The organism is Ochrobactrum sp. PL_is483 (genome assembly GCF_055816855.1).
Map to the genome: position 1 here is coordinate 69131 of NZ_JBVPGS010000031.1, position 13165 is coordinate 82295.

Annotated in this window: 10 protein-coding genes; all 10 read left to right on the top strand. The window is 57.9% G+C overall.

All coding sequences use genetic code 11. The annotated features are described in order from the left end of the window. The first annotated feature begins 3 nt into the window (after positions 1-3). The 10 genes from AC0TNJ_RS07835 to AC0TNJ_RS07880 all read left to right on the top strand — a co-directional run bounded on the left by AC0TNJ_RS07835 (position 4) and on the right by AC0TNJ_RS07880 (position 13083). A complete protein-coding gene (locus AC0TNJ_RS07835) occupies positions 4-1005 on the top strand; it encodes a 4-hydroxyproline epimerase (RefSeq protein WP_473770769.1) in 1002 nt (333 codons plus the stop codon). Positions 1006-1396: 391 nt separating this feature from the next. Then, positions 1397-2305 (top strand): ABC transporter permease subunit, encoded by a 909-nt coding sequence (locus AC0TNJ_RS07840; RefSeq protein WP_122000395.1) that lies wholly within the window; start codon positions 1397-1399, stop codon positions 2303-2305. 2 nt (positions 2306-2307) lie between these two features. Beyond that, positions 2308-3687 carry a high-affinity branched-chain amino acid ABC transporter permease LivM gene (gene livM, locus AC0TNJ_RS07845; RefSeq protein ID WP_473767367.1) on the top strand — a complete coding sequence of 460 codons (1380 nt, stop codon included), beginning with the start codon at positions 2308-2310 and terminating at the stop codon, positions 3685-3687. 29 nt (positions 3688-3716) lie between these two features. Further along, positions 3717-4784, top strand: a complete 1068-nt coding sequence (locus AC0TNJ_RS07850; RefSeq protein WP_473770831.1) for an ABC transporter ATP-binding protein — start codon at positions 3717-3719, stop codon at positions 4782-4784. After that, on the top strand, positions 4784-5530 hold the full coding sequence (locus AC0TNJ_RS07855) for an ABC transporter ATP-binding protein (protein ID WP_031347285.1): 747 nt from the start codon (positions 4784-4786) through the stop codon (positions 5528-5530). Before AC0TNJ_RS07850 ends, AC0TNJ_RS07855 begins: the two co-directional genes overlap by 1 nt. A gap of 9 nt (positions 5531-5539) precedes the next feature. Then, complete coding sequence (locus tag AC0TNJ_RS07860; RefSeq protein WP_473770770.1) at positions 5540-5884, top strand: DUF6867 family protein; 345 nt, start codon at positions 5540-5542, stop codon at positions 5882-5884. 151 nt (positions 5885-6035) lie between these two features. After that, positions 6036-7151: a branched-chain amino acid ABC transporter substrate-binding protein gene (locus tag AC0TNJ_RS07865; RefSeq protein WP_122000282.1), complete on the top strand. Its 1116-nt coding sequence runs from the start codon at positions 6036-6038 to the stop codon at positions 7149-7151. A gap of 429 nt (positions 7152-7580) precedes the next feature. Then, complete coding sequence (locus AC0TNJ_RS07870; RefSeq protein ID WP_473767365.1) at positions 7581-8696, top strand: branched-chain amino acid ABC transporter substrate-binding protein; 1116 nt, start codon at positions 7581-7583, stop codon at positions 8694-8696. Between the two features lie 267 nt (positions 8697-8963). Further along, on the top strand, positions 8964-12440 hold the full coding sequence (gene pyc, locus AC0TNJ_RS07875; protein ID WP_473770771.1) for a pyruvate carboxylase: 3477 nt from the start codon (positions 8964-8966) through the stop codon (positions 12438-12440). A gap of 19 nt (positions 12441-12459) precedes the next feature. Next, positions 12460-13083, top strand: coding sequence for a LysE family translocator (locus AC0TNJ_RS07880; RefSeq protein WP_473770772.1), 624 nt, complete (start codon positions 12460-12462; stop codon positions 13081-13083). Positions 13084-13165: the final 82 nt, after the last annotated feature.

The window sequence follows — 13165 nt, forward strand, 5'->3', positions numbered from 1 at the left end:
ATCATGGCAAGACATTCATTCTTCTGCGTCGACGGACATACATGCGGCAACCCCGTGCGTCTGGTGGCTGGCGGCGGGCCGAACCTGGAAGGTTCGACCATGATGGAAAAGCGGGCGCATTTTCTGCGCGAATATGACTGGATTCGCACCGGGCTGATGTTCGAACCGCGCGGCCATGACATGATGTCGGGCTCGATCCTCTATCCGCCCACGCGCCCGGATTGCGACGTTGCGGTGCTGTTCATCGAAACCTCCGGCTGCCTGCCGATGTGCGGTCATGGCACGATTGGAACCGTGACGATGGCGATAGAGCAGGGGCTGGTGACGCCGAAGACGCCGGGCAAGCTCAATCTCGATACGCCCGCCGGTCTGGTGGCCATCGAATATGAGCAGAACGGCCAGTATGTCGAGCGCGTGCGCCTCACCAATGTCCCGGCCTTCCTTTATGCCGAAGGGCTGGAAGTCGAGTGCCCCGACCTTGGAAACCTCAAGGTTGATGTGGCCTATGGCGGCAATTTCTACGCCATTGTCGAACGCCAGGAAAATTACACGGACATGGAAGATTATTCCGCGCTGCAACTGATTGCGTGGAGCCCGGTCCTGCGTGAGCGGCTGAACGAGAAGTACAAGTTCCAGCATCCGCTGCTGCCCGACATCAATCGTCTGAGCCATATTCTATGGACCGGCAAGGCGAAACACCCGGAAGCGCATGCCCGCAATGCGGTCTTCTACGGCGACAAGGCAATCGACCGTTCGCCCTGCGGAACCGGTACGTCTGCGCGCATGGCGCAACTGGCTGCCAAGGGCAAGCTGAAGCCCGGCGATGAGTTCGTGCATGAATCCATCATCGGGTCGCTTTTCCACGGCCGCGTGGAACGCGCTGCGGAAGTCGACGGGCGCCCGGCAATCATCCCTTCAATTGCTGGCTGGGCACGCATGACGGGATATAATACGATCTTTATCGATGACCGCGATCCCTTTGCACACGGGTTTACAGTCGCGTAGGATCAGTGGAGGGGACGAGGCTGGGACAGCGTCGGGATTTGTTCAGGAATAAAATCCGGCTGACGCCAGGCCCGCAACCTGGTCTCCCGAAAGACCCTAAAGTGGGTACGGCTGGTAATTTTCTTATTGGCCCCCAATTTTTTGGCTTTCGGGCAACGCTAAAAATATGGAATAAAGCGCGCCGGGTAGGAGAAAAAAACATATACAGGACGTTTGATAGGGGACATGACTAGTTTGTGGAGGGATGATGCCCTTAGTCTTTTGTCTGAGACAAAAGGGGCTTGCATTCCTCTATACAGCCGTTAGGTGTAATTAACCGGGAATAAAATGAAGGCGCACGAAATAAAGATGCGTCAAAAAAACCCCGGACGTTAAAATGGGTGGCTTCTCGATGGAATATTTCTTCCAGCAGGTGATCAACGGGCTTGCGCTCGGCTCGATCTATGGCCTGATCGCCATCGGCTATACGATGGTCTATGGCATTATCGGCATGATCAACTTTGCTCATGGCGATGTCTTCATGCTCGGCGCCTTCATGGCGCTGATTGTTTTTCTCATCATCACAACTTTCATTGGAGCATTGCCGATTGCGCTGATGCTTCTGTTGATGATGATCGTCGCCATGTTGCTGACGGGCTTGTGGAGCTGGACGATCGAGCGCGTGGCCTACAGACCGCTGCGCGGTTCGTTCCGCCTCGCGCCGTTGATCACGGCTATCGGCATGTCGATTGCCTTGTCGAATTTCGTTCAGGTGACGCAGGGTCCGCGCAACAAGCCGGTGCCGCAGCTTCTGAACGGCTCCTTCAATATCTTCGGTACGAACGTGACGATTTCGCTGAAGCAGATCGTTGTCATCGTGGTGACCGCGGTGCTGCTGACGATCTTCTGGTATATCGTCAATCGCACCTCGCTGGGCCGTGCGCAGCGCGCCTGCGAACAGGACCGCAAGATGGCGGCGCTTCTTGGCATCAATGTTGATCGCGTCATTTCGCTTACCTTCGTGATGGGTGCGATGCTGGCGGCGGTGGCCGGTACGCTCTACCTCTCCTTCTATGGCGTGATTTCCTTTGCCGACGGCTTCATTCCCGGCGTCAAGGCGTTCACGGCAGCGGTTCTGGGCGGCATCGGCTCGCTTCCCGGCGCTGTGGTCGGTGGCTTGCTCATCGGTCTCATCGAGGCGTTGTGGTCGGCCTATTTCTCGATCGATTACAAGGACGTTGCCGCGTTCTCGATCCTTGCCATCGTGCTGATCTTCATGCCGTCCGGCATTCTTGGCCGTCCTGAAGTCGAAAAGGTTTAATCATGGCTGCACAGTCGAGTTCACGCCCGGATTCCCTTTTTGGCCGGGCCATCCGTGAAGGGTTCTTCGCCGGTCTTCTGGCGCTGGGCCTCTTCTGCCTCATCATCGGTTTCAAGACCGATCAGAACATCAACAACGAACTGGTGCTGCAACAGCGCTGGGGCGCGCTGGCCATCATCGTCGTGCTGGCCGCCATTGGCCGCTTCCTGTTCGTTGCCTTTGCCCAGCCCTGGCTGGAGGCGCGCAAGCTTGCCAAGAGCAAGCAGCCTGCCGTTGCGGTCGGAAGTCCGTCTTTCGTGCGCCGCAACTTCTCGCGTCTTGGCGTCGCCTTCCTCTTTGTCTACCCGATCCTGATCGTCGCGCTGCTTGGCTGGCAGGGATCGCTCAAATGGGTCGACAATTTCGGCGTTCAGATCCTCATCTATGTGATGCTGGCCTGGGGTCTCAACATCGTGGTGGGCCTCGCCGGTCTTCTCGATCTGGGTTACGTCGCCTTCTATGCCGTCGGCGCTTATTCCTACGCGCTGCTTTCCACCTATTTCGGCCTGTCCTTCTGGATGCTGCTGCCGATTGCCGGTATTCTCGCTGCGACGTGGGGCGTTATTCTGGGCTTTCCGGTCCTGCGCCTGCGCGGTGACTATCTCGCCATCGTGACGCTGGCCTTCGGTGAAATCATCCGTCTGGTCCTCATCAATTGGACCGATCTGACGAAGGGCACGTTCGGCATTTCCGGCATTGCCAAGGCAACCTTCTTCGGCCTGCCTTTCAAAGCGGGGCCAGATGGTTTTGCGGCCCATATGGGACTGACCTTCTCGGCGGCGCATTACAAGTTCTTCCTTTATTACGTCATCCTTCTGCTGGCGCTGCTAACGGCGTGGGTCACCATCCGCCTGCGTCGCATGCCGGTTGGCCGTGCATGGGAAGCGTTGCGCGAAGACGAAATCGCCTGCCGCTCGCTCGGCATCAACACCACCACGACCAAGCTCACGGCCTTTGCGACGGGCGCGATGTTTGGTGGCTTCGCCGGTTCCTTCTTTGCGGCACGCCAGGGCTTCGTCAGCCCGGAATCCTTCGTGTTCCTCGAATCCGCCGTCATTCTCGCAATCGTGGTCCTCGGTGGCATGGGTTCTCTGGTCGGCATCGCCATCGCGGCAATCGTCATGATCGGCGGTACCGAAATCCTGCGTGAAATGAGCTTCCTGAAAGCGATTTTCGGACCTGATTTCACCCCCGAACTCTACCGTATGCTCATCTTCGGCCTCGCCATGGTCGTGGTCATGGTCTGGAAACCGCGCGGTTTCGTCGGAAGTCGAGAACCGAGCGCGTTCCTGCATGAGAAGAAGATGGTGTCGGGTGCCTTTACCAAGGAAGGGCACGGCTGATGGCGGAGATAAGCACAATGTCTGGCACTGTGTCCGGCAACACTCAAAAAGACACCATCCTTCAGGTCGAGCATCTCTCGATGCGCTTCGGTGGCCTCGTCGCCATCAATGATCTGAGCTTCAATGTGAAGCGCGGGGATATTACGGCAATCATCGGCCCCAACGGTGCAGGCAAGACCACGGTCTTCAACTGCATCACCGGCTTCTACAAGCCGACAGGCGGCATGCTGACGATGAACCGGAAGACGGGCGACAAGTACTTGCTGGAGCGTCTTCCCGATTTCCAGATCACCAGACACGCCAAGGTGGCGCGCACATTCCAGAACATACGCCTGTTCTCGGGCCTCACCGTTCTGGAAAACCTGCTCGTTGCGCAGCACAACACGCTGATGCGTTCTTCCGGTTATACGATCCTGGGTCTTCTGGGGCTGCCCGGCTACAAGTCGGCGGCGAAGGAAGCGGTTGAAAAGGCGCGTTACTGGCTGGAGAAAATCAACCTGATCGGCCGTGCGGACGATCCGGCAGGCGATCTGCCCTATGGCGATCAGCGCCGTCTGGAGATCGCCCGTGCAATGTGCACCGAGCCGGAAATCCTCTGCCTCGACGAACCTGCCGCCGGTCTCAATCCGCGCGAATCGGCGGAGCTCAACAAGCTTCTGCTCGATATCCGCAAGGAAACCGGCACATCGATCCTGCTGATCGAACATGACATGTCGGTCGTCATGGAAATCTCCGATCATGTGATCGTTCTGGAATACGGCACCAAGATTTCCGATGGCGCGCCGGAAGAGGTCAAGAACGATCCGCGCGTTATCGCCGCCTATCTCGGCGTCGATGACGAGGAAATCGCCGAACTCATCGAAGAGGCGGACAAGCCCGGTGTTGTCGATCCGGCGCATCTGGTCGCCGCCCAGCTTGCCGAGGAAGCCATCGAGGAGGAAATTGCCGAGGAGACGGGCGAAAAGCCTTCCGCTGTTGATGCAACCGATGTTCCGGCTGGCGACAAGACTGCTCCCAAGGGCGATGCGAAACGCACCAAAGCCCCGACAAAAACCCCTACAAAGGCTTCCTCGAAGCCCAAGAAGGGAGGCGAATGATGCAGGCTGAAACCATGCAGAAAAAGCAACCGCTTCTGGCCGTCGAGAAGGTCGAAACCTATTACGGCAATATTTGCGCCCTGAAGGGCATCGACCTGACTGTCGACGAGGGCGAGATCGTGGCGCTGATCGGTGCCAACGGCGCCGGAAAATCGACGCTCATGATGACGATCTTCGGTTCGCCGAAGGCGCGCACCGGTCGCATTCTCTTCAACGGCAAGGATATCACATCCATGCCGCCGCACGAGATTGCCAAGTTGCGCATCGCGCAGTCGCCGGAAGGCCGCCGCATCTTCCCGCGCATGACGGTTCTGGAAAATCTCCAGATGGGCGCGAGCCTCGATAATCAGCAATATTTCGATGAAGACGTAAAGCTGATGTTCGACCTGTTCCCGCGCCTGAAGGAGCGTATCAACCAGCGTGGCGGCACGCTTTCGGGCGGCGAGCAGCAGATGCTGGCCATCGCCCGCGCGCTGATGGCGCGTCCGAAGCTTCTGCTTCTGGATGAACCGTCGCTCGGTCTGGCGCCGCTGATCGTGAAGCAGATCTTCGAGGCGATCAAGGAACTGAACCGCACCCAGGGGCTGACGGTTTTCCTCGTCGAGCAGAACGCATTCGGTGCGCTGAAGCTCGCAGACCGCGGCTATGTGATGGTCAACGGCTCGATCACCATGAGCGGCGCAGGCCGTGAATTGCTGGCCGATCCGGAAGTCCGCGCCGCCTATCTCGAAGGCGGAAGGCACTAGGAGGAAATCATGCAAGGTATTCTCTACGAAGAACCGTCATTCTGGTTGTTTTTCCTCATCACCTGTCTGCTTGGCGGCTGGGCTGCCTGGATGACGGGACGTGCCTGCGCTTCGACCTGGCGCACCTATCCGCAGCTGCTGATCTACCTGATCCCACTGGGCGCTGCGGTGCGCTTCATCCACTTCGCGCTGTTCGAGGGAACCCTTCTTTCGCCCCAGTACTATCTGGTGGATACGATTGTCCTGATGATCATAGGCACGATCGGCTTCCGCTACACGCGCACCAAGCAAATGGTGCGGCAGTATGGCTGGCTTTATGAAAAGGCGTCACCTCTCAGCTGGAAAGCGAAATAATTTCAAAGCTTCGCCGTTATGCGGCGAAGCTTTTTTACAAGATCACGTTGACAGTAATAAGATTCAGCGTAGATATTGCTGAGTAATCAGCAAGAAAATAAGGCGATGCAAAACATCGTTCGGGGTAAATACAATGATGGGAGTCTCAACAATGAAGAAATCGCTTTTTTCAGGCGTTGCACTTGCAGCAGTAATGGCTTTCGGGGGCTCGGCTTGGGCCGACGTGCTTGTCGGTATCGGTGTTCCTGTAACGGGGCCAAATGCTGTTTACGGTGCGCAGATTCAAAAGGGCGCGGAAGCCGCGATCAAGGAAGTCAACGATGCGGGCGGCATCAATGGCGAGAAGATTGCCATTACCGTCGGTGATGACGTATCCGATCCCAAGCAGGGGATTTCGGTAGCCAACAAGTTCGCCGCTGATGGCGTCAAGTTCGTCATCGGTCACTTCAATTCCGGCGTCACGATCCCTGCATCGCAGGTCTATGCCGAGAATGGCATCCTCGAAATATCGCCCGGCGCGACCAACCCGCAATATACCGAACAGGGCCTTTGGAACACCTTCCGCACCTGTGGCCGTGACGACCAGCAGGGTATTGTTGCCGGTCAGTACATCTTCGATCATTTCAAGGACGCGAAGGTCGCCGTTATTCACGACAAGACCCCTTATGGTCAGGGCCTTGCTGACGAAACCAAGAAGAAGCTCAACGAACTTGGCGCCAAGGAAACCCTCTATGAAGGCGTCAACGTCGGTGAAAAGGACTTCTCCGCGCTGATCGCCAAGCTCAAGCAGGCTGGCGTGACCGTTGTTTACTGGGGTGGGCTGCATGCTGAGGCCGGTCTCATTATCCGCCAGATGGCCGATCAGGGCGTGAAGGCCCAGTTCATCTCGGGCGATGGCATCGTGTCGAACGAGCTGGCCTCTATCGCCGGTCCGGCTGTCGAAGGCACGCTTAACACCTTCGGTCCCGATCCGCGCAACAACCCAAACAATGCCGATCTGGTGAAGAAGTTCCGTGACGCCGGTTTCGAGCCGGAAGCCTACACGCTTTATTCCTATGCGGCGGTTCAGTCGCTCGCCCAGGCCGCCAAGGCTGCCGGCAGCAACGATCCGCAGGAAGTCGCCAAGGCCATGAAGGAAAAGGGACCGTTCAAGACGGTGCTGGGCGACCTCTCCTATGATGAAAAGGGCGATCCGAAGCTTCCCGGCTATGTCATGTATAAGTGGGAAAAGGGCGCTGACGGAAAATATACTTACGTTCAGCAGTAAGTTTCGCTTATATTCTTTCCCGATTGGTGGAGATGCCCGGCTTTATGCCGGGCATTTTCGTTTTCATGTTTCGACCTCGCATAAAGTCATGCGTGAAACGCAGAATATAGACGAAATCATTACTTTACTTTCCTAATGAAAGGGAATCTATCTACGATGGCTGTCAGATGTAGGGCGATTCCCGGTGTCTGACTGGCGATCTGGTGGGAGGACCGGTTTCAACGCGGGCAGTTCAAGCCCAAATTGCGTTTCAACGGCTGATGCAGCCTCCCATCCGAAATTCCGGGTTCAGGTCCAGCCATTGCTGTTCAAGCCCGCAAGAATGGTGGCCATCCGGTTCGGTCGGGCGGTCGCCGTGAATGACTGTTTTGATGCGTATTCCGGAAACCGTTTCAAACTTCGGAGTGCGATTTAGTGGGAGCAACTGAAATGAAGAAATCCTTATTCTGCGGCGTATGCCTCTCGGCAATGGTGGCAATGGGCGGCGTATCCTTCGCCGACATCCAGCTGGGCGTCGGCGCACCGTTGACCGGCAGCCAGGCGGCTTTTGGCGAGCAGATCAAGCGCGGTGTGGAAGCGGCTGTCGCGGAAGCCAATGCCAAGGGCGGCATGAACGGCGAGCAGATCACCATCGTCTATGGTGACGACGCAGCTGATCCGAAGCAGGGCATTTCGGTTGCAAACAAGTTCGTTGGCGATGGCGTCCAGTTCGTCATCGGCCACTTCAATTCCGGCGTCAGCATTCCGACTTCTGACATCTATGCCGAAAACGGCGTGCTGATGATTGCGCCCGGCACCACCAACCCGACCTTCACCGAGCGCGACTTGTGGAACACCTTCCGCACCTGCCGTCGTGACGACAAGCAGGGCATCGTTGCCGGTAAATACATGGCCGACAATTACAAGGACGGCAAGGTTGCCATCCTGCACGACAAGACTCCCTATGGTCAGGGCCTTGCCGACGAGACCAAGAAGTCGCTCAACGAAAGCGGCATGAAGGAGACGCTCTACGAAGGCGTGAACCAGGGCGACAAGGATTTCTCCGCGCTCATCTCCAAGATGAAGGCGGCGGGAATCACCGCGGTTTACTGGGGCGGCATGCACCCGGAAGCCGGTCTGCTCATTCGTCAGATGGCCGATCAGGGCCTCAAGGCGCAGTTCATTTCGGGCGATGGCATCGTGTCCAACGAACTGGCCTCGATTGCTGGTGATGCCGTGGCAGGCGTCATGAACACCTTCGGTCCCGATCCGCGCGACGACAAGTCGAACGCCGATCTGATCAAGGCTTTCCGCGACAAGGGCTTCGAGCCGGAAGCCTATACGTTCTACGCCTATGCGGGTGTGCAGTCGCTGATCAGTGCCGCCAATGCCGCCGGAAGCAACGACCCGCAGGAAGTCGCCACCGCGATGAAGGAAAAGGGCCCGTTCAAGACCGTGCTCGGCGACATCACCTTCGATGCAAAGGGCGATCCAAGCCTGTCGCCTTACGTCATGTTCGAGTGGCGCAAGGGTGAAGACGGCAAGTACAATTACTTCCAGAAGTAATGGAGCATTTCCAGCAAAAGTGCGAAGCGGTTTTGCGTTGGATAATGCGCAAAAGCAAATGCACGAGAGCGGTTCCAGTGATTGCCTCAAAATAGGAACCGCACTCGTGCCTCATATATTAGCAAAATTTGCTACAAAATTCAGCAATATGCCCGGCATTTAGCCGGGCATATTGTTTTTAACTTGCGGTTGCACAGTTCGTTTGCGCTTGGGCCTGTTGCCATGTAATCAAAGCTGCCTTTGTCATTGCAGTTAGGGAGATCTGCCTTGTCTTTCGCCCAAAAGCCAATCCGGAAAATTCTGGTCGCCAACCGATCTGAAATTGCAATCCGCGTATTCCGCGCCGCCAACGAGCTGGGGCTCAAAACGGTGGCCATATGGGCCGAGGAAGACAAACTTTCCCTGCATCGCTTCAAGGCCGACGAGAGTTATCAGGTAGGGCGCGGCCCGCATCTCGACCGCGACCTTGGCCCGATTGAAAGCTATCTTTCGATCGACGAGATCATTCGCGTTGCCAGGCTTTCGGGCGCCGATGCGATCCATCCGGGTTATGGCCTGTTGTCGGAAAGCCCGGAATTTGCCGAAGCCTGTGCCGAAAACGGCATCATCTTCATCGGTCCGAAGCCGGAAACCATGCGCCGCCTCGGCAACAAGGTTGCGGCGCGCAATCTCGCCATCGAGATCGGTGTGCCGGTGGTGCCCGCCACCGATCCGCTGCCGGACGACATGGAGGAGGTGAAAAAGCTTGCCGCCGAAATCGGCTATCCGCTGATGCTGAAGGCAAGCTGGGGCGGCGGCGGGCGCGGTATGCGCGCCATCCGCGCCGAGGCCGATCTCGCCCGCGAGGTGACGGAAGCCAAGCGCGAGGCCAAGGCCGCCTTCGGCAAGGATGAGGTTTACCTCGAAAAGCTCGTTGAGCGCGCCCGCCATGTCGAGGTGCAGATTCTCGGCGATACGCATGGCAATGCGGTTCATCTTTTCGAGCGTGACTGCTCGATCCAGCGCCGTAACCAGAAGGTCGTGGAGCGCGCGCCCGCGCCCTATCTCGGCGATGCGCAGCGGCAGGAACTGGCAAATTATGGCCTGAAGATTGCGCATGCTACCGATTATATCGGCGCGGGGACCGTCGAGTTCCTCATGGATGCCGATAGCGGCAAATTCTATTTCATCGAGGTCAATCCACGCATTCAGGTGGAGCATACGGTCACGGAAGAAGTGACCGGCATCGACATCGTCAAGGCGCAGATTCATATTCTCGAAGGCTTTGCCATCGGCACGCCGGAATCAGGCGTGCCCCGCCAGGAAGATATCCGGCTTAACGGTCACGCGCTGCAATGCCGTATTACGACGGAAGACCCGGAACAGAATTTTATTCCCGACTACGGGCGCATTCAGGCCTATCGCTCGGCGGCGGGCTTTGGCATCCGTCTGGACGGCGGTACGGCTTATTCAGGCGCGTTCATCACACGCTACTACGACCCGCTACTGGTGAAGGTGACGGCCTCCGGCTCGACACCGCTTGAAGCCATTCACCGCATGGATCGGGCGCTCCGCGAATTCCGCATTCGCGGCGTGGCGACGAACCTCACTTTCCTCGAAGCGATCATCAATCATCCGAAATTCCAGTCGAACGATTACACGACGCGCTTCATCGACACGACGCCGGAACTGTTCGAGCAGGTGAAGCGGCAGGACCGCGCCACCAAGCTTCTGACCTATATTGCCGATGTGACCGTCAACGGACATCCCGAAACCAAGGGCCGTGCGAAACCTGCCAGCGATGCTGCCAAACCGCGCGTGCCGTGGTTCGGCGACAAGCCGGTGCTCGATGGCACCAAGCAGCGTCTGGACCAGCTGGGGCCGAAGAAATTCGCCGAATGGGTGCGCAATGAAAAGCGTGCGCTGATTACCGACACCACCATGCGCGATGGGCATCAGTCACTGCTTGCCACCCGCGTGCGCACCTATGACATTGCCCGTATCGCCAATTCCTACGCGCAGGCGCTGCCGAACCTGTTTTCTCTGGAGTGCTGGGGCGGCGCAACCTTCGATGTCTCGATGCGCTTCCTCACAGAAGACCCGTGGGAGCGTCTGGCGATGGTGCGTGAAGGCGCGCCGAACCTTCTTCTGCAGATGCTTCTGCGCGGTGCGAACGGTGTTGGCTACAAATCCTATCCCGACAATGTCGTGAAATATTTCGTGCGCGAAGCTGCGCGCGGCGGCATCGATCTGTTCCGCGTCTTCGACAGCCTCAACTGGGTGGAGAACATGCGCGTGTCGATGGATGCGGTGCTGGAGGAAAACAAGCTTTGTGAAGCGGCGATCTGCTACACCGGCGATATCCTCAATCCGGAACGCGCCAAGTACGACCTCAAATATTATGTCGATCTGGCGAAGGAAGTCGAAAAGGCAGGCGCGCATATCATCGCGGTGAAGGATATGGCGGGGCTTTTGAAGCCTGCCGCCGCGCGCGTGCTGTTCAAGGCGCTGCGTGAGGAAACCGATCTGCCGATCCATTTCCATACGCATGACACGTCAGGCATTTCGGCCGCGACCGTGCTTGCCGCAATCGATGCGGGCGTCGACATTGTCGATGCGGCGATGGATGCGCTGTCGGGCAACACGTCGCAGCCTTGCCTGGGTTCCATCGTGGAGGCGCTGCACGGTTCGGAGCGCGATCCGGAACTGGACTCGCAGTCGATCCGCCGCATTTCCTTTTACTGGGAAGCGGTGCGCAACCAATATGCGGCCTTTGAAAGCGACCTCAAGGGGCCGGCCTCGGAAGTCTATCTCCATGAAATGCCGGGCGGACAGTTCACAAACCTGAAGGAACAGGCGCGTTCGCTGGGGCTTGAAACGCGCTGGCATGAAGTGGCGCAGGCCTATGCCGATGTGAACCGCATGTTCGGCGATATCGTCAAGGTCACGCCATCCTCGAAGGTGGTCGGTGACATGGCATTGATGATGGTCAGCCAAGACCTCACCGTTGCCGACGTGGAGAACCCGGCCAAGGACATTGCTTTCCCGGATTCGGTGGTGTCGATGATGCGCGGCGATCTCGGTCAGCCGCCTTCGGGCTGGCCGGAAGCCTTGCAGAAAAAGATTCTGAAGGGCGAAAAGCCTTTCACCGTGCGTCCCGGCTCGCTTCTGCCTGCCGCCGATCTCGATGCGGAGCGCAAGGGCTTTGAGGAAACAGTGGGCCGCAAGCTTTCCGATCAGGAATTTGCCTCAGCGCTGATGTATCCGAAAGTCTTCACGGATTATGCTGCCGCGCAGGAAACCTATGGCCCGACAAGCGTGCTGCCGACGCCGGTTTATTTCTATGGCCTCAAGCCGGAAGAAGAAGTCTTTGTCGATCTGGAGCGCGGCAAGACGCTGGTGATCGTCAATCAGGCGATGAGCGAGACCGACGAGAAGGGCATGGTGACGGTGTTCTTCGAGCTGAACGGCCAGCCGCGCCGCATCAAGGTGCCGAACCGCGCCAAGGGCGCTTCGGGCGGTGTCCGCCGCAAGGTGGAGGCGGGCAACGACAAGCAGGTCGGCGCGCCGATGCCGGGTGTCGTTTCGACCGTTGCCGTGGCGACCGGTCAGAAGGTTTCGCAGGGCGATGTGCTTCTATCCATCGAAGCGATGAAGATGGAAACCGCCATCCATGCCGAACGCGATGGTGTCATCGCCGAAGTGCTGGTACGCCCCGGCGAACAGATCGACGCGAAGGATCTGCTGATCGTCTACGGCGAGTAGGGAATGTGAGGGAGCAGTCATGAACATGCATCTTTGGATCGGCTTTGTGCTGGCCTCGCTCGTCATGGGGCTTATCCCCGGTCCTGGTGTGCTCAGCATTGTTGGCTATGCCATCTCATCCGGCACGCGGACGGCTCTGGCCTCCGTTGCCGGAATGGCGGTCGGCAATTTCTGCGCCATCACCCTGTCGCTGGCCGGCGTGGGAGCCTTGCTGGCGGCATCGGCGCTAGCCTTTACCATTCTCAAATGGGCGGGTGCGCTTTACCTGATCGGGCTTGGCGTCATGGCAATCTGGAAAAGCAGAGGCGAGCCGGTGGCGGGCGTGACGGAAACGCGCCCCATTTCGCCCAGGCTCGCTTTCCTGAGCAATATTGCAATCGGGATTTTCCACCCGAAGACAATCGTGTTTTTTGTGGCTTTCGTGCCGCAATTCATTGATCTGAACTTTCCTTACTGGCCGCAGGCGGCAATTCTGATCGCCACTTTCACGCTGGTGGTGGGCATGACCGATGCGCTCTATGCGCTTGCGGCTTCAAGAGCGAGAGGCGTTCTGGCCGCGTCACGCGCGCGTCTGTGGGCGAAGCGGGCTGGCGGCGCGGCCCTGATCGTTGCAGGCACGGCAACGGCGCTCAGTCGCAACTGATTGGTTGTGAGCTCTCGATTTTCCGTGGATCTGAGGATAAACAGTGATTTCATCAGCCATGCCGTCACGATTCAGTGGTTGG

Coding starts and splice junctions, on each gene's coding strand:
- AC0TNJ_RS07835 (WP_473770769.1), top strand. CDS start 4: ATGGCAAGACATTCATTCTTCTGCGTCGACGGACATACATGCGGCAAC.
- AC0TNJ_RS07865 (WP_122000282.1), top strand. CDS start 6,036: ATGAAGAAATCGCTTTTTTCAGGCGTTGCACTTGCAGCAGTAATGGCT.
- AC0TNJ_RS07860 (WP_473770770.1), top strand. CDS start 5,540: ATGCAAGGTATTCTCTACGAAGAACCGTCATTCTGGTTGTTTTTCCTC.
- AC0TNJ_RS07855 (WP_031347285.1), top strand. CDS start 4,784: ATGCAGGCTGAAACCATGCAGAAAAAGCAACCGCTTCTGGCCGTCGAG.
- AC0TNJ_RS07840 (WP_122000395.1), top strand. CDS start 1,397: ATGGAATATTTCTTCCAGCAGGTGATCAACGGGCTTGCGCTCGGCTCG.
- AC0TNJ_RS07880 (WP_473770772.1), top strand. CDS start 12,460: ATGAACATGCATCTTTGGATCGGCTTTGTGCTGGCCTCGCTCGTCATG.
- AC0TNJ_RS07870 (WP_473767365.1), top strand. CDS start 7,581: ATGAAGAAATCCTTATTCTGCGGCGTATGCCTCTCGGCAATGGTGGCA.
- livM (WP_473767367.1), top strand. CDS start 2,308: ATGGCTGCACAGTCGAGTTCACGCCCGGATTCCCTTTTTGGCCGGGCC.